The following is a 17,074-nucleotide window of genomic DNA, read 5'->3' on the forward strand; positions in this document are numbered from 1 at the left end:
CGGTCGACATCCTTCGTCGCACCGCGCCGAGCGGTGCGACGAAGCCGTCGGATGATTCATCCCTGTGCGGACCAGGCCGCCGTGAGGGCGGACAGGGCCTCGGAGTCCAGGCCGGACGCGCTCATCGGCGCGTGCGTGACCTGTTCGGGCTCTTCGGTTTCCGCCTCCCGAGGCGCGGCGTCGACAGCGGCGGCCAGCTCGGAGATGGTGGCGCATTCGAACACCATCTGCGGCGTCAGCGGCAGCCCCTGAGCGGCGGCGCGGGCCGACCACTGGATGGAGATGACGCTGTCGCCACCGAGGGCGAAGAAGTTGTCGTCGCCCGTGACGTCGTCGATCTCCAGGAGCTCCTCGATCAGGGTGATGAGCGTGCGCTCGGTGTCCGAATCGGCGGCTCCCCCGGCGGCGGCCACGGTGGTGACGGGCGCCGGGACGGCGAGCAGCCGGTCCAGATCGTCCTGCGGCAGCACCCGCAGGTCGGCGATCGGCTGATCCGGGTTCTCGGCGAAGGCACGCAGGGTTGCGGCGAGGGCGTCGGCGACGAGCGCGGCGGTGGCCGGTTCGTAGAGGTCGGCGTTGACGACCACGCGCACGTCCATGCCACCCTCGGCGGTCACGTTCAGGCTCAGGTTCAGATCCAGGAACGAGACGTCGAAGTCGGCGGGCAGCACGGTGACGGTGCTGGCCCCCGAGCTCGCGAACGGCAGGGTGGTCGGCGCCCAGTCCGCGCCACGGAAGTGGATCATGCTCTGGAACAACGGGTTCCGCGAACGCGAACGGCGCGGGTTGAGCGCTTCGACCAAGCGCTCGATCGGCAGCTCCTGGTGCGCGTTGGCATCGAGCACCACGTCGCGGGCGCGGATCACCGTGTCACGCAGGGTGGTTACGCCCGAGAGATCGTTGCGGAGCACGACCATATTGGCGAACAGGCCGATCAGGTTCGTGGTCGCCGGATCGGTGCGCGCCGCGACGGGCGTGCCGAGGGTGATGTCGGTGCCGCCGCCGAGAGTGTGCAGCAAGGTTGCGACCGCCGCCTCGCACACCATGAACTCGGTGGCGCCACTGCGCTTCGCCAGCGACTCGAGGCCGGAGCGGATGCTCGCGGGCAGCGAGAAGGTGACCACCTCGCCGCGCTTGCCGAGCACCGGCGGGCGCGGACGGTCGTGGGCCACCGAGATCTCGTCGGGCACCCCGGCCAGCGCGGTGCGCCAGTACTCGATCTGGGTCTGCGCGAACTCACTGGGCGAGGCCTGGTCGAACAGCTCGCGCTGCCACAGGGCGTAGTCGGCGAACTGGATGGGCAGCGGCTCCCACGCGGGGGCGGTCCCCTGTTCGCTGCGGGCGCGGTAGGCGGTGGTCAGGTCGTCGAGCAGGACGCCGAAGGAGGCGTGGTCGGCGACGATGTGGTGCACCAGCAGCGACAGCACGTGCGCGTCCGCGTCCAGGACGAGGAGTTCGGCGCGCAGCAGCGGCTCGCCGTCGAGGGTGAAGGCGTAGCGGGCGATCTCGGCCAGCTCGGCGCGCACCTGGTCGGCGGCGACTTCCCTGGTCGGCAGCGCGACCTCGGTAGCGGGGTGAATCACCTGGTAGGGCACGCCCTCGTGCTCGGGGAACGTGCTGCGCAGGGATCCGTGGCGGGCCACGACATCGCCGAGCGCGGCACGCAGAGCGGCGATGTCGAGCGGGCCGTCGAAGCGCATGGCCAGCGGGAGATTACCAACGGAACCGGCGCCTTCCATGCGGTACTGGAACCACATGGCGAGCTGCGAGTACGACAGCGGGATGCGCTCGCCGCGCGGTCGGCTGCCGATCGCCGGACGGGTGGTGGCCGCGGGAGCGAACCGGGGCCGCGCGGCACTGCCGGTGTTCGCCGGACCACCGGTCGCGCTGACGCCGGCCGCATCCGGCTGCGCAGCGCCGGTCGTGGAGTCTGCGCTGGTCGCGGCAACCGCACCGGTCGCGGATTCAAGGCTGGTCGAGGCAACCGCACCGGTCGCAGCGTCGGCGCCCCTCGCGATGTCATAGCCAGTCGCGGCAGCGACGCCTGTCACGGCATCCGGCCCGATTGCCGGGTCGGCGGCGGCCGGTTCGGTGTCCTCGAAATCGGAGTCGACCGCGTCCAGGTCCATGTCGAACTCGGCGAGGAACCGGGCGACCAGATTCGCGGCGAGGGCGGCGGGAGTCGGGCTGTCGAAGATGACGCGCACGTCGAGTTCGATGCCGAATTCCGCGCGGATCTGGGCGACCAGGCGGGCGGCGAGCAGGGAGTGGCCGCCGAGTTCGAAGAACGAGTCCTCCGCGCTCACCTCGTCGAGGTTGAACAGGCTGCCGAACAGGGCGCACATCTTGCGTTCGGTGGCCGTGGCGGGGGCGCGGTGGGTGCGGGCGACGGCCGGGGTGGCGGCGGGCAGGGCGCGCTTGTCGAGCTTGCCGTTGACCGTGAGCGGGACCTCCGGGATCACCGCGAACGCGCTGGGCACCATGAAGTCGGGCAGGCCCGCCGCGGCGAACGCGTGGACCTGCTCGAGGTCGATGAACCCTTCGGCGGGCACCACATAGGCGGCGAGCATGGCGCCGATGGCCGGGTCCTCGGTGACGACGACCACGCACTGGGCGACCGACGGGTGCGCGGCGATGGCGGCCTCCACCTCGCCGAGTTCGATGCGGAAACCACGCACCTTCACCTGCTCGTCGGCGCGACCGACGAACTCGAGTTCACCGAAGTTGTTGCGGCGCACCAGGTCACCGGACCGGTACAGGCGGGCGCCGGGGTTGAACGGGTCGGCGACGAAACGCTGGGCGCTCAGCGCGGACCGGTCGAGGTAACCGCGGGCGAGCTGGTCACCACCGAGGTAGAGCTCACCGACCACACCGTCGGGCACCAGGTGCAGCGCCTCGTCGAGGACGTAGGTGTAGACGTTGCGGTTGGGCACGCCGATCGGCACCACGCCGGTGCCCTGCGGCCCGTGCACCGGCATGTACGTCGAGCAGACCACGGCCTCGGTCGGCCCGTAGTGGTTGCGCAGCTCGGCTTCCAGGGTGTTGGCGAAGCGGTCGGCGACCTCACCGGGCAGCGCCTCGCCGCCGACGGGCACCTGGCGCAGCGACGTCCACTCGCTCACCTCGGGCAGCAGCAGGAAGGTGCTCAGCATCGACGGGACCATGTGCAGCACGGTGACCTGGCGACGGGTGATGAGATCGGCGACGTAGCGAATATCGCGGAACGGCTTGGGTTTCGGTACGACGATCTGCGCGCCGACCGACAGCGGGATGGCGATATCGGCCAGTGAGGCGTCGAAACTCACCGACGACGACTGCATCATGCGGTCGGCGGGCGTCATGTCCCACTCGGCGGAGAAGCACACGATGTGTTCGGCGATCGCGTTGTGCGGCACCGGAACACCCTTGGGCTTGCCGGTGGAGCCGGAGGTGTAGATGACGTAGGCGAGGTTGGCCGGGCGCAGTGGGCGCAACCGGTCGGCATCGGTCGGCGCCGTGCCCGGCAGCTCGGCCGCCGTCTCCTCGGCAGCGGCCAATTCGACCGCACCGAGCAGCAATCGGGGGTTGGCATCCTCGATCAGGTACTCGATGCGCTCTTCGGGGTACGCCGGGTCGATCGGCAGGTACGCGCCGCCCGCCTTCAGCACGGCGAGCACGGCGACGATGAACTCCACCGACGTGCCGAGGCGCAGGCCGACGATGTCCTCGGTGCCGATGCCCTGCCCGATCAGCCAGTGCGCCAGGCGATTCGCGCGCGTGTGCAGCTCGGCGTAGGTGAGCTCGGCGGTATCGGCGAGCAGAGCGGGCGCGTCGGGCGATGCGGCGGCGGCCGTTTCGAACAGTGCGACAAGGGTGGTCGCGGGCTGGTCGACGAGCAGACCGTGTGAGCGGTCGAGCAGGGCGGTGCGCTCGGCGGCGGCGAGCATCTCGAGGTCGCGCAGCCTGCGCGTTGGTTCGCGCAACGCGCTGTCGAGGAGCACGCCGAAGTGCACGAGCAGCTGGTCGACGAGGGTTTCGGGCAGCACATCGGTCTGGTACTCGGCCTCGACGACCGCGGTGCCGTCGGTATCGAGCACCACCGCGAAGGCCAGCGGCACCTGCGCGCTCACGGCGCCGAGTTCGAGCAGGGTGGAGGTGACGCCGTCGATGGCGAAACCGTCGGCGCTCTTGCGCACGCTGAAGCCGAGCCGAACCAGCTGGTCCAGACCGTCACGACCCGCGACACGATCCGGGTTCGCTTCGCGCACAACACGATCGATGCCGACGCCGCGACGAGCGAATGCGCCGGTACAGGTTTCGCGGACGGCGGCGACGAGGGTGGTGAAGTCGTCGCCGGTGCCGATGCCCGCGCGCAGCAGCAGGGTGTTGCCGAAGTAGCCGATGAGTGCTTCGGTGCCCGCGGGGCGGTCGGTGACGGGGATGGAGACGAGGAAGTCGTCGGCGGCGGTGTAGCGGTGCACGAGGGCGTCGAAACCGGCCAGCAGCACCATGAACGGGGTCGCGGCCTGTTCGCGCGCGAACTCTTCGGTGCGGGTGACGAGGTCGGCCGGGAGCCGGTGGGTGCGGCGCCGCGCCTGCCTGCCGGGGGTGGCCGAGGCGGAGCCGGGCAGCTCGAGGGGTTCGGGCAGGGGGCGCAGGGCGTCGCGCCAGAAGGCGACGTCGTCGTCGGCTGGTTCCGCCGTCGGCGCGATCGCCGCGAACTGCACGGTCGACTCGCTCGACACGACGCCGTGCCCGACCGAATCACCCTGGCTCACCTGCGAAACCGCATTTCGGTAAGCGGCATTGAGCTCGGTGAAGAACACCGCCCAGGAGTCGTCGTCCCAGCAGATGTGGTGGATGGTGACCAGCACCACGTGCTCGGTGGCGCCCGTGCGGATCAGGGTGGCGCGCAGGGGCAGTTCGGTGCCGAGGGCGAACGGGCGGCTGAACTCGCGCTGCGCCAGCACCTCCACCCGCAGGTCGCGGCCGGATTCGGCGAGGTCGGTCAGGTCGTGGGTTGTCCACTCGGCGCGCGCGTCGGCGGTGAAGACCTGGAACGGTTCGCCCTCGGCGTCCACGCCGTAGGTGGTGCGCAGGATGTCGTGCCGGGCCACGACGGCGTCGAACGCGGCGTGCAGGCGATCGGCGTCGAGCGGGCCGGTGAGGCGGTAGCCGACGCAGATGTTGAGGGCGGTGTCCTGCGGGTCACGGGTCTGCAGGAACCACATGCGGCGCTGGCCCGGCGTGAGCGGACGGCGCTCCCCCACCGCGACGCGCGGCACGGCGACGGGCGTAGTGGACGCGGCCATGCCGCGCTCGCGCAGTTTCTGGTGAAGTAACTGCTTGCGGCGTTCCGCGACGGACAGGGTGGCTTCGGTGTCTGACATGTTCTTTCGGCCCCTAGCCCTGGTTGGTGTTCTGTGCCATCAGCAGCACGACGTCGTCGAGCGACGCGCCGCCGAGAATCGCCGCGACCGGTAGATCCCGGTTCAGCTCCGCCTTCACGCGCTTGCGGAAGTCCAAGGCCTGCAACGAATCCAGGCCGAGGGCGACCAACGGCATGGTGGCGTCGATGGATTCGGCGCTGTCGCCTCCGATCACCTTCAGCAGTTCGGTCCGCACGCGCAAGTCGAGCGGGGCGCTGTCGGCCGGTGCGGGCGATTCGAGCTGCACCTGCGGCGCGGGTGGAGCCGAAAATGCTTGCTTCTCAGCCGAATCCGAGCCAGCACTCGCACCGGAAGTCCCGGATTCCAGACCGGTGAGCACACTGTCCTGACCGAACGCGCCGAGTACCTCGCGCAGGAAGTCCCAGTCGGCGGCGATGATCATGCCGTCGCGGACCGGCGCCGCGAAGCCCGCGTCGATGGCATCGCCGGGAACCATCGGGAAAACGCCAGCCTCTTCCACGCGGGCGAATCCGGCTTCGTCGAGCGGACCCGCCACGCTCCACAGCCCCCATTGCAGGCTGGCCGCCGCGATGCCGCGAGCGCGCAGCCTGCGGGCGGCGACGTCGAGCATGCGGTTGGTGACCGCGTACAGGATCTGACCACGTCCACCGATGGTGGCGGCCATCGACGAGCACAGCAGCACACGACAATCGGTGGTCAGCGGCACGGTGTCGATCAGGACGTCGAGGCCGTGCGGCTTGGCGCGGGCGGCGGTGCGCACGGCCTCGGCGGTGATCTGGTCGAGTTCGGCGTCGACGTAGTTCACCGCGGCGTGGATAACCAGGTCGGCGGGGCGATCGGTGATTTCGGCGCCGAAGGCCTTTGCCGACTCCGGATCGCTCACGTCGCACGAACGCACCACGATCTCGGTGGCACCGAGACCACGCAGACGTGCCACTTCCATTGCTACCGCGTCTGTTTCGCCGCTGCGGCTGAGCAGGGTGACCCGGCCGGTGCCGGTGCGGGCCAACTGATCGGCGAAGCGCAGGCCCAGTTGACCGGTGCCGCCGACGATCACCACATGATCGAGATCCTCGGCCAGCGAGCCGGTGTCCTCGGTCGAGTCGACGACCAGACGCTTCACGAAGAGCTTGCCTGCGCGCAGCGCCAGTTCGGCCTCACCACTGGAGTGCACCGCGCCGACGATCCGGGCCGCCTGCGCGATCGGGTCCTCGTCCGCGGCGAGATCGAGGTGACGGAACAGGGTGCCGGGTTGTTCGATTCCGACGCTACGGAATCCGGCTGCGACACCGGACTGGAACAGACCGGGGATCGGATCGCTGTCGTGCACGGACTCACCACCGACGGTCAACAGCCAGCATTCGCCGCCGGGACGCAGGGCGGAAAGTGCCGGGGTCCAGCCCTTTTCGGCGTAGAACGAGGTGAGTGCGTCGACGGCGGTCGTGGTGTCGTCGGACGCCACGGGCGGCAGCAGGACAACGACCGAATCAACCGCACCCGGCCGCTCGGTCTGTGCGGTCAGTTCGGTCGGGCCGACGACACGGGCCTCGGCGCCGTGGCGGTCCGCGGCCGTGACCAGAGCGGCGGCCAGAGCCGCGCACTCGCCGGTGTGGTCCACGATGAGCAGGCTGCGCGGCGCGGTCAGGGCGCGGCGCTGGAGCGGGGTCCATTGTTCGACCAGCCGTTGGGGTTTCGGCGTGGCGATCACGAGTTCGGGCGGGGTCGCCGACTCGTCGGGAGCGGCCCAGAGCCGCTTCGGGGCCGTGACGGTGTGCGGGAAGTCGCGCAGCGGCAGGGTGACGGTGTCGTCCACGCGCAGCGCGTCCCACCGGTAACCGGCATCGAGCACCGCCACCTGGGCGAGGTTACGGGTGAACTCCGCGAGTCCCTCGGCGGTGCGCAGCGATGTACCGAGAACACGGAAGTCGCGCTGCGGCAGGCCGGGACGCGTCGGGACCAGGCCGAGGTTCTCCTGCAGGGCCAGCTGCAGCACCGGGTGTTCGGCCACCTCGATCAGCAGGTCGACGCCGTCGCTGCCCGCCGCGATCACGGCCTTGTCGAAACGCACGCGGTTGCGCAGGTTCCAGTACCAGTAGTCCTGGTGGGTGAGGTCGGTGTCGATCTTGGCTCCGAGAGTCGCGCCGTAGCAATCGATCTCGGACGCGGCGAAGTGCGTGCCACTCATCTCGTCGCCGAGCATGTCCACGAAGTCGGCGCGCAACTCGGCCACGATGGAGGTGTGCGCGGGGTAGGCCACCCGGATCTCACGGGCGAACTGGCCGCGCGCGGTGGCGGTGGCGACCAGGTCGACGATGGTCTCGCGGTCACCGGAAATGGCCAGAATGTGCGGCGAGTTGACCACCGACAGCTCCGCCCAGCCCGAATGCCTGGCCAGCAACGCCTCACAAGACTCGCGGTCCATGCCGAGCACGGCCATCGAATAGCCGCGCGGGGAGATGCGCTCGACCAGGTGCGCGCGGTGGGTGACGGCGAGGACCGCGTCGCGCAGCGTCATCACACCCGACACGGCACCGGCGGCCAGTTCGCCCTGGCTGTGCCCGATCGTGGCCTGCGGCGTCACCCCGGCGGCCTGCCACAGCGCGGCGAGACCGGTCATGTGGAACATCAGGGCGGGCTGCACTTCCCACACCGTGTCCTCGTACTGCCCCTCGTCACCGAGCAGGTAGTGCAGCGGCTGGGAGTGGCCGAACCGTTCGAGATGGATGGCGGCGCACTCGTCGACGACGGTGCGATAGGCCTGCGACCGCGCGTAGAACAGCGCGCCCATACCGGGTCGCTGACTGCCCTGACCGGGGAAGACGAAACCGATGCGGCGAGAGCTCGCGGGGACGTCACCGAGCACAACGGTGTCGTCCTCGGCGCCGGTCGCGATCGCGTTCAGCGAGTCGCGCAGCTCACTCGACGACTCGGCACCGTTTCCGGGCAGGGCGGCCTGGTCGCCCGCGCCGCCGACGGCAGTGGGCCGGGCCAGGATCAGCGCCCGCCGACGGCGCGGCGTCCGGGTGCGGAACAGCATGTCGGCCAACCGTTCCGGTGTCACCTCGGGGTGCGCGTCGACGTAGTCGCGCAGGGCGGCGGCCTCGGCGCGCAGCCCGTCGGCGGTGTCGGAGGACAGCAGAACCGGGACGCTGCCGTCGGGCAGACGGTACTCAGCCATGATTGGTCTCCTCCAGCACCGGCAGGCCGACGATGGCGTGCGCGTTGGTTCCCGCGACGCCGAACGACGAGACGGCGGCGTAGCGCAGCCCGTCGGGGCGCGGCTTCCATTCGGTCGCCTCGACCGCCAAGCGCAATGTCGTTGCTGTCCAGTCGATGTCGGTGGTCGGCTGGTCGGCCCACAGGCTCGGGGCGATGGTGTCGTTCGCACCGCAGAGCAGCACCTTGATGAGCCCGAGCATGCCCGAGGCCGCCTGCGCGTGCCCGGCGTTGGACTTCACCGAGCCCAGCAGCGGACCCGCGGCGCGATCAGGGTTGCCGTACGTCGCCGCCAGCGCGGTCAATTCGAGCGGGTCGCCGACGGCGGTCCCGGTGCCGTGGCCCTCGATCAGGTCGATATCGTCGACGCTCACCCCGGCCGCGGCCACCGTCGCTTCGATCAACCGCTGCTGCGCGGCCGCGCTCGGCACGGCGATCGGCGCACCGGCGCCGTTGTGGTTCACCCGGGAACCGAGCAGGTGTCCGTAGATCCGGTGGCCGAGCGCCTTGGCACGCGACTCACGTTCCAGCACGATCACGCCCGCGCCCTCACCCCACAGGGTGCCGGTCGGGTCGGCCGCGTAGGAACGGCAGTGACCATCGGTGGCCAGGGCGTTGTTCTTGGAGAACTCGTAGAACGCGCCGGGCGTGCCCATCACACACACGCCACCGGCCAGCGCCCAGTCGCACTCCCCCGCGCGGATCGCCGACGCGGCCTGATGCACGGCGGTGAGCGACGACGCGCACGCGGTGTCCACGCTGATCGACGGGCCGACCAGGCCGAGACCGTGCGAGATCCGTCCGGCCACCGCACCGAGCGCGGTTCCGGTGCCCCGGTACCCGCTGTACTCGTTGACACCTGCCGCGCGCGGACCGTATTCGGTGATCGACACACCCATGAAGACACCGGCCGCATCACCCTCGAGCGCACCGGGATTGACGCCCGCGTGCTCGAGCGCACGCCACGCCACCCGCATGGCCACCCGTTGCTGCGGGTCCATCGCGACCGCCTCGCGCGGGGTGATGCCGAAGAACGTGGCATCGAATTCCGTGGCGCCGTCGAGGAATCCACCGGCGTCGCGGACGGGCGCCCAGCCGTCGAGGCGGCCGAGGGCGAACAGTTCGGCCAGCGGCCAGTCACGGTCGCGCGGGAACGGGCCGATCAGTTCACGGCCGGTCGCGAGCGCGGACCAGAAGTCCGGCAGGGTCTCGATGCCGCCGGGGGCCTCGATTCCCATCCCGACGATGACGATGGGATCGAGGCTCATCGGGTCAGCGCCTGTCCGGCCAGCACCTCGGCGATGCCGTCGATGTTCTCGTCGACGTAGAAGTGTCCGCCCGCGAAGAGGTTCACCTCCACCTCGGCCGTGGTTGCCTGGTCCCAGCCGTAGAGGTCGCGCGGGCCGACGAACGAGTCGTCGTCACCGCCGAGTACCAGCACGGGTGCGGCGACGCGCACGTCGGCACCGCAGGAGTAGGCGTCGAAGGCGCGGTAGTCGGCCTTGAGCACGGGCAGCGCCATCCGCATCACCTCACGGCTGGCCATCACGTCCGCGCCGGTGCCGTTGAGCGTGGCCATGTGGTCGAGCAATTCCTCGTCCTCGGTCGGATGACCGGGCAGCTCGGCGATCCGCTGCGGGGCAGCGGCCGCGGAGACCACCAGCAAACGCACGGACAACCCGGCGGCTTCGGCGAGTCGAGCGAACTCGAAGGCGACGATGGAGCCCATGCTGTGGCCGAACACGGTGATCGGGGCGCCGGTGTCGCGCGCGGAACCACGGAAGGCGTCGAACGCGCCCCGCGCCAGTTCGGGAAGGGTCTCGGCGGCCGGTTCGCGGAGGCGGTCCTGACGGCCGGGGTACTGCACGATCACGGTGTCGAAGTCATGCGCCATACGCTTGGCGAACACCCGATACGCCGATGCGCCCGCGCCCGCGTGCGGGAAGACGATCAGCGGCGGTAGGGAATCGGTCCGGGGGGCCTGGAATTGCCTGATCCAGCCGAGTTCTCTTGCCATGTCGTTCTCCCTCACCGACCGCGCCTAGCTGCGGCCGTTCAGCTCTATCTCTCGCCGGGCCCGGATACGGGCCACCCGGCGCAGACGTCCGGGACCGGGGCGAATGTTGTTGCCGCCGAGCCCGAACCAGCTCCGGGCGCGCTCCGGCAACCACCGGGCGATCGGTCCGGCAACAGTAGCATCAACCCATTAGTATAGGCTAGCCTTACCAATCGAGGTGACCAAGGTAACGATGGAACGGAGCACCCAGCAGATGAACCCCGCCGGGACCCCCACCGCGCTGCCCCGCGAGCAGACCGACCTGCCCGCTGACGTAGCCGCCGCCCCCGCGCCGAACCTGCCGGTGTTCGAGGCGCCCTTCTCGCTGCGGATGGCCGACCCCGACGGTACCGACCCGGACATGCTCGAAGAATGGATGGCCCGCCCGCACCTGCTCGAGTCCTGGGAGCAGGACTGGGACGCGCGGCGCCGCCGCGAGAACTTCCGCACCCAGCTGGCCGGAACCTATTCCCGCCCCTGCATTCTCAGCCTCGATTTCGCCGTGATCGGTCAGCCGGAGAAGGGCGTGGTCGACGTCGCCTACATCGAGTTCTACCGGGCCGCCAAGGACGAGATCGGCACGCTCTACCACGCCGATCCCGGCGATATCGGCGTGCACATCGCCACCGCGGAGACTGCGGTGATGGGCAAGGGCATCATGTCGGCCTGGTTCTCGCTGCTGGCCGCCGCGATCTTCGCGACCAACCCCGACTGCAGGCGCATGATGGGCGATCCCGATCATCGCAACAAGCCGATCAAGCGCACCCTCGAGAAGGCGAACTGGCAGAGCCTCGGGGAGTTCGACATCCGCCCCGACCGCCGCATCGGCCTGTACACGGCCCCGCGCACCCCGGACGACGTACCCGCTCTTCGCTGACCCGAGCCGTTCACGCAGAGAGAGGGCGGCCCTACCTGCCTACATTCAACTCGCCCGTGTACTCTTTTGTATGAATTTTGTCAAACAATCGAGTACAGGATGCAGTGAACTCGGTTGTAGAGTCTGTCGGGGAGGTTGGAGGGTTGCCGTGACGATCTACCGAGATTTCCTACACCTGCTGAACCGCTGCGGCCTACGAGTTCAAGGCCCGCCTGCCGGACACCACAACGACAGCAACTTCGACCTGCTAATCCTCACCCCCGACGGGCATCGCAGACCCACCAGCGTCAAACTCTACGCCCACAAACTGACCCCCTCAGACGTACGCCGCCACCGCCCCGACCGGAATCTGGAGTTCCAGCTCTACGGCACCGACACCGCACCCACATCGATACTGGCTGCCGCCCTCGCCGGAGAGTTCGATCTGGTCACAACTCGCCCGCCTCGGGTCATCCTCGAGGGGAAAGTGTTGCTGGAGCAGCACCCCACTGCCGACCCCCGCCACGACCGGCGCAGGGTGCCCTGGCAACGGCTCGCCGTGCAGAGGCTGTTGGCAATCTGCGAACAGCCGATGACCCAAAACGACCTGGTCACCGCTACCGGCGCAACCCAGCAAGCGGTCTCCGTCGCGACCCGGAAACTGAAACACGTTACGCGGTCGCTCGACAATCACAAGTGGATCGGCACACCCCGCCTGCTCGACGACTGGTACACCGCCTATCCCAGCCCACGTGGCCTGCAGCAACATTGGTACGGACTGGACGACGCCGCGGTCCAGTACGACACGGCGCGAGAGCTGCTCACCGAGCTCGATGTGTGGTCGGTGCTTTCCGGCGATCTCGGTGCCGACCAGTACTCGCCGTGGATGCGACCCTCGACTGTCCGGCTCTACGTCGGCGAAGTCGTCGATTTCACGGGCGTCGGGTTCTCCCCCACGGATGCCTCCGCCGCAACGCTGACCATCGTGGTACCCCAAGATCAATCGATCCTGCCCGCTGCCCGCTATTTCACCACCGATCCAGCCACTGATCCCAACCGCGCCCCCCACCTCGTCGCCGACCCGGCGATGATCTGGTGGGACCTGCAAAACACCAGCACCGACCCCACCGCGATCGAAGCAGCCCAGCACCTGCGGGCCACCATCGAGCAACGGCGGGCAGACTAGTGCTCAACGGGTCACCCATCACAGTCACCATCGCGTCCACCACCAACGCCGACGACCTGAGCTACCTCGCACTTGCCGACGTCGCAGCCGTTGGCTCCCGGCTCGCCGACCCTGTTCCACAATGGCGCATCATCGGCGGGCACATGGTGCAGCTGCTTATCCACCTCTACCCAACGGCTCGTGCACAGCTCCGCGGCACCATCGACGCCGACACCGGCGTCAGCACCGAAATCGCAGCCAGCCAGCACTTCCACGACCGGCTACTCGAACGCAACTATGTTGCACGATCCGGCAACAACTACGAACTCGAGCACGACGGTCAGGGCAAACGCGCCGTCGACATCCTTGTACCACTCGGTGCCCCCGGCACCATAGTCGAGATCGGCGGCCGGGGATTCGATCATGGGCCAGGATTGAGCCTGGCACTGTCGGCGCCCCCGCTCCACGTCCGCGCTCAGATACGCCTCACCGACGGGCAGCACCTCGAATTCGTGGTTCCAACACCCGACATCGAACCCGCGGTCGCGCTCAAAGCGCTGGCGTGGCGGTCGCGGCGCGCAGACAAAGATCTCACCGACCTGGCCTCGCTGTTCGAGATCGTCCAGGAGCACCGGACTTCACTGGGCAGGTGGCGGCTGAATCAACCACCGCTACACGGCATCCGGCTCGACACGGCGCGAGCGTTGAGTCAACTGTGCACCACCCTCGACCGGGGCAGCATCGCCCGCACTGTCCTGTTGGGCCAGCCACCGGCCCGCCTCGCGACTCTGATCCGCGCTCACGTCACACTCCCCTGACCACTTGCGCCGCCGCCACAGGCTGACTGCTCAGCGCGATACCGCTTGTGCCGCGGAAACGTGGCTGCGCGCTGGAACCGTGCGCAGCACTCGATCGGACAGTTCGCCCAGGCAGCTGAGGTTCGGGAAGCCGGGGCCTTGCGCCATCGCCGCCATGTTCGGCAGGTAGAGCTTGCTCGCCAGACCGTTGACGGCCAGGTCGTAGCCGATCGATGACTCGATGCGGTGCTGCGTGAGCGGGCCGCCCACCGCCAGTTCCAGCTGATCGGCGGTCTGCTGATCGAACATCTCCAGGAACCACAGCGGCTGACCGCCGGTCGCGTCGACGACGAGGTCGAAGTTGTGCACCTGGTCGGCCCGCAACTCGTTGGTCAGCGTGAGCGCGAGCGATTCACCGGACGGCACGACCTTGGTGACGCGACCCTGCAGATGATGGACCCGGCTGTCGCCGAGCAGGCTCTCCTGCACCCGCACCGAGAACACACCGCGGTCGGTGCGCCGGATCACGTCGCGACGCTCCTGGATGCTCAGCGCGTTCCACTTCACCGGGTCGCTGAACAGCGAGTTCTCGAAATAACTTTCGCCACGGGTGTAGATGGTCGCCATGGGCGAGATCACCGAGATGGTGAGCATCTCGTGGCGCACGAGTTCGTCCAGCGCCGAACCCGCGGTCTCGCCGCCGCCGATCACCGCGGCCCGCGAGGCGGCGGGCAGAGCGCGCTTGCCCGCCAGGTCCCAGAACGTCGCGATGCTCAGCACGCGCGGGTGCTCGGCCAGCGCGCGGCTGCTGCGGCCGGGGCCGGTGATCATCAGGCCGTCGGCGCTCAGCTCGGTGTCCGCACCGTCGGCGTCGACGACCCGCACCTGCCAGCGGTCGTCGTGGCGGACCTGCTCGACGCGCCCGATCACCAGCTCGAGATCGATCGACTTGGCCACCCACTGCAGGTATTTCGCCCAGACGTGGTGCTGCGGGCTCGGCCTGCCACGGTCGATCCACTCGGCGTAGGTGCCGTGCTCGATGAGGAACGAGGTCCAGCTGTAGGCCGACATGGCCCGGTCGATCTCGCGGTTGCGGCCGCGTGCCCAGGTGGAGTGGTACGGGAACCCGATGTCCTTCTCGGGGCTGGTGCCGAGCCGGTGTTGCCCGTCGGTCCAGCCACCGGTGGGCAACCAGTTCCCGCCCACCGCGTGCGCCTCGACGACGACCACGCGCGGCGCGGGCAGACCGAGCGAGCGCAGGACATGCGATTTGGCCGCCACCGCAAGGGCTTTCGGGCCAGCACCGACCACAAGAAGGGTTTGCACCGGTTCGTTCTCCACTCTCTCAAGCACGGCCCATGGTTGCATAGGCTTACCTTAGTTATCCACCGGGGGCAGACAAGTAGGTGTCGTTAGGCTAACCTAATGTCCATGGGTAAGGGATTCAACGGCCTCATCGTGAAGGCTTGGGGTGGCTCGGACTATCGCCTCACCGTGACTGCCAACGAGCAGATCACCGACAACTTCGTACGGATCAGCTTCACCGCGGGCGGGCTACTGGCCGACAACCCGGTGCATCCCACGCAATGGATCCGGCTGTGGATCCCGGATGAGCACAGCGACAAGCTGCACCACCGGGGCTACACCCTGGTCAACCAGAACCCGGCCGAGGACACCGTCTGCATCGACTTCGCGCTGCACGACGGACCGGCCGCCAACTGGGCCCGCCGCGCCAAGCCCGGCGACCCGCTCGACGCCAGCGTCCTCGGCTCCGACTTCCAGCTGCCCGAGCAGACCCCGAGCGAATACGTCGTCTTCGGCGACACCGCCTCGCTCCCGGCTATCAACTCGCTACTGGACGCCATCGGCGACACCCCCGCGCGAGTGTGGCTGGAATGGCAGTACGAATCCGACACCACGATCCCCGTGCACAACAAGCCGCACCACACCGTCACCTGGGTGCAGCGCATCGATGACGGCCGACTGCTGCGCGAGGCCGCCCACGAGATGACCTGCCCCACTGATGCTTTCGCGTGGGTCGCCTGCGACGGCCACACCACCCGGACGATCGTGAAGACCCTCAGGACCCACCACGGCCTGCCCAAGACGGCCATCAAGTACCAGGCCTACTGGAAGTAGGAAATCATCCTGCGGGATGAGGAGCGTGCGCCCGTCGGCTGATGCGGGCGCACGGTGTCGTGCGGCACGCTGGTTCGATCACGCCGGGCGATCCCGTACCCGGCCCGATCGAAACGAGCGCCGCCGTGTCCGTGATCGATGCCGTGATGCTGGGCGCGCCCGTGGCCGTGGCGATCCTGCTGGTCGTCGCGCCGCGACTCGGCAGGCGGGTCGGCATGGTCGCCGTGTCGGTGCTGATCCCCGGCCACGCCCTGCTGTGGCTGTTCGAGCCGTATCGGCAGTGGTGGCCGCTGTACCTGCTGCTCGTCGCGATGCTCGTGGTCGTCGCGACCACCGGACGGGAACTGCTGGGACGCATCGGTATCGGTGTGCTCGCCGCGATCTCGGCGGCCGTGTGGCTGGTGCCGCCGGTGCCCGAACTACCGGAACCGACCGGCCACTATGCCGTCGGGTCGGAGATCTTCCGCTGGGTCGACCCGGCGCGGCCCGAACCGCGCACCGAAGCCGACGACCGGCGCAATGTGGTCGTGCAGGCGTGGTACCCGACCGAGTCCGCCGCCGGGCGACGCTGGGTGTACCTCGACGGCCAGGACGCGCTGCCGTCGCAGGTGGCCGGGGTGCCGAGCCTGATCATGGGCGCTTACAGCCATATCGACACCCACGCCTTCGCCCAGGGTCCGGTTTCGCGGGCGCGGCAACGCTGGCCGGTCGTCCTGTTCTCCCCGGGCTACGGCGCACCGCGGGCGTACTACTCCGGGCTGGTCGCCGACCTCGCCAGCCGGGGTTTCGTCGTGCTCGCCGTTGACCATCCCTACGAGTCGGCCGTCACCGAGCTCGCCGACGGCACCATCGCCCACACCGTCGAGACCCTGCCGGTCGACGATCCACGCTTCATGGTGGAGCGTCAGGAGATCCGCACGGCCGACCTGCGATTCGTCCTCGACCGGATCGGCGCCGGCACCGATCTCGGCCCGCTGACCGATCGGCTGGACCCGACCCACATCAGCGCCGTCGGCCACTCTTTCGGCGGCGCCGCGGCCTTGTCCGCCCTGTCCGAGGACCGAAGGCTCACCGCCGCGGCCAATCTCGACGGCACGCTCTACAGCGACCTGCCTCAGCGCACGATCGACCGTCCGGTGCTGATCCTGGAAAGCGACCGCGACATCACCGGCCATTCGGCCCGCTACCTCGACGGCAATGCCGACCTGCTGCGACGGCTGCGCGCCCCCTCGTTCCGCTACGAGATCGACGAGGCCGACCACTTCGGTTTCACCGACGCATCGCACTTCGTCTCCGCGCCGGTGCGTTTCGTGGCGACACTGTTCGTCGGTGGGTCACGCGGACCCACCGACACCCAGTGGCTCACCAACGACATCCTCACGCCGTTCCTGCTGGGCGACCACCCCGGGATCGCGACGGCGGCGGCACGTCATCCGGGTGTCAGCGCGCGGTAGC

The 17,074-nt window shown here is 69.1% G+C and carries 10 protein-coding genes; 5 read left to right on the forward strand and 5 right to left on the reverse strand.

Features of this window, described 5'->3' with window-relative positions:
- Nucleotides 1-56: 56 nt before the first annotated feature.
- The 4 genes from NC7_RS30145 to NC7_RS12505 are packed head-to-tail and all read right to left on the reverse strand — an operon-like array spanning nucleotide 57 to nucleotide 10,623.
- Nucleotides 57-5,369, reverse strand: coding sequence for a non-ribosomal peptide synthetase (locus tag NC7_RS30145; protein WP_067982327.1), 5,313 nt, complete (start codon nucleotides 5,367-5,369; stop codon nucleotides 57-59).
- A 13-nt stretch (nucleotides 5,370-5,382) separates the two neighbouring features.
- Nucleotides 5,383-8,568, reverse strand: coding sequence for a nocobactin polyketide synthase NbtC (gene nbtC / locus NC7_RS12495; protein ID WP_067982330.1), 3,186 nt, complete (start codon nucleotides 8,566-8,568; stop codon nucleotides 5,383-5,385).
- Nucleotides 8,561-9,874, reverse strand: coding sequence for a beta-ketoacyl [acyl carrier protein] synthase domain-containing protein (locus NC7_RS12500; RefSeq protein ID WP_067982333.1), 1,314 nt, complete (start codon nucleotides 9,872-9,874; stop codon nucleotides 8,561-8,563). The genes nbtC and NC7_RS12500 overlap by 8 nt, the downstream gene beginning before the upstream one ends.
- Nucleotides 9,871-10,623: a thioesterase II family protein gene (locus tag NC7_RS12505; RefSeq protein ID WP_067982336.1), complete on the reverse strand. Its 753-nt coding sequence runs from the start codon at nucleotides 10,621-10,623 to the stop codon at nucleotides 9,871-9,873. Before NC7_RS12505 ends, NC7_RS12500 begins: the two co-directional genes overlap by 4 nt.
- A 232-nt stretch (nucleotides 10,624-10,855) precedes the next feature.
- On the opposite strand from NC7_RS12505, the gene NC7_RS12510 reads away from it, so the two are divergent.
- The 3 genes from NC7_RS12510 to NC7_RS12520 all read left to right on the forward strand — a co-directional run bounded on the left by NC7_RS12510 (nucleotide 10,856) and on the right by NC7_RS12520 (nucleotide 13,501).
- Entirely contained in the window at nucleotides 10,856-11,539 is a 684-nt protein-coding gene (locus NC7_RS12510; RefSeq protein ID WP_236573252.1) for a GNAT family N-acetyltransferase, read from the forward strand.
- A 70-nt stretch (nucleotides 11,540-11,609) separates the two neighbouring features.
- Nucleotides 11,610-12,704: a hypothetical protein gene (locus tag NC7_RS12515; protein WP_159372846.1), complete on the forward strand. Its 1,095-nt coding sequence runs from the start codon at nucleotides 11,610-11,612 to the stop codon at nucleotides 12,702-12,704.
- A gap of 143 nt (nucleotides 12,705-12,847) precedes the next feature.
- A complete protein-coding gene (locus NC7_RS12520) occupies nucleotides 12,848-13,501 on the forward strand; it encodes a hypothetical protein (RefSeq protein WP_157101965.1) in 654 nt (217 codons plus the stop codon).
- 30 nt (nucleotides 13,502-13,531) lie between these two features.
- On the opposite strand, the gene NC7_RS12525 is transcribed toward NC7_RS12520, so the two are convergent.
- Nucleotides 13,532-14,806 (reverse strand): SidA/IucD/PvdA family monooxygenase, encoded by a 1,275-nt coding sequence (locus NC7_RS12525; RefSeq protein ID WP_067982713.1) that lies wholly within the window; start codon nucleotides 14,804-14,806, stop codon nucleotides 13,532-13,534.
- 105 nt (nucleotides 14,807-14,911) lie between these two features.
- Here NC7_RS12525 and NC7_RS12530 point away from each other — a divergent pair, with 105 nt between their 5' ends.
- Both NC7_RS12530 and NC7_RS12535 read left to right on the forward strand, forming a co-directional pair.
- Nucleotides 14,912-15,619 carry a siderophore-interacting protein gene (locus NC7_RS12530; RefSeq protein ID WP_067982716.1) on the forward strand — a complete coding sequence of 236 codons (708 nt, stop codon included), beginning with the start codon at nucleotides 14,912-14,914 and terminating at the stop codon, nucleotides 15,617-15,619.
- A gap of 125 nt (nucleotides 15,620-15,744) precedes the next feature.
- Nucleotides 15,745-17,073: an alpha/beta hydrolase family protein gene (locus NC7_RS12535; RefSeq protein ID WP_067982719.1), complete on the forward strand. Its 1,329-nt coding sequence runs from the start codon at nucleotides 15,745-15,747 to the stop codon at nucleotides 17,071-17,073.
- Nucleotide 17,074 lies beyond the last annotated feature (1 nt).

This window comes from Nocardia caishijiensis NBRC 108228 (assembly GCF_001612825.1).
In the GTDB taxonomy this organism is placed as follows: domain Bacteria; phylum Actinomycetota; class Actinomycetes; order Mycobacteriales; family Mycobacteriaceae; genus Nocardia; species Nocardia caishijiensis.

Excerpts from the sequence above, each read along its gene's own strand:
- NC7_RS30145 (WP_067982327.1), bottom strand. The coding sequence starts at position 5,369 with ATGTCAGACACCGAAGCCACCCTGTCCGTCGCGGAACGCCGCAAGCAG.
- nbtC (WP_067982330.1), bottom strand. The coding sequence starts at position 8,568 with ATGGCTGAGTACCGTCTGCCCGACGGCAGCGTCCCGGTTCTGCTGTCC.
- NC7_RS12500 (WP_067982333.1), bottom strand. The coding sequence starts at position 9,874 with ATGAGCCTCGATCCCATCGTCATCGTCGGGATGGGAATCGAGGCCCCC.
- NC7_RS12505 (WP_067982336.1), bottom strand. The coding sequence starts at position 10,623 with ATGGCAAGAGAACTCGGCTGGATCAGGCAATTCCAGGCCCCCCGGACC.
- NC7_RS12510 (WP_236573252.1), top strand. The coding sequence starts at position 10,856 with ATGGAACGGAGCACCCAGCAGATGAACCCCGCCGGGACCCCCACCGCG.
- NC7_RS12515 (WP_159372846.1), top strand. The coding sequence starts at position 11,610 with ATGAATTTTGTCAAACAATCGAGTACAGGATGCAGTGAACTCGGTTGT.
- NC7_RS12520 (WP_157101965.1), top strand. The coding sequence starts at position 12,848 with ATGGTGCAGCTGCTTATCCACCTCTACCCAACGGCTCGTGCACAGCTC.
- NC7_RS12530 (WP_067982716.1), top strand. The coding sequence starts at position 14,912 with ATGGGTAAGGGATTCAACGGCCTCATCGTGAAGGCTTGGGGTGGCTCG.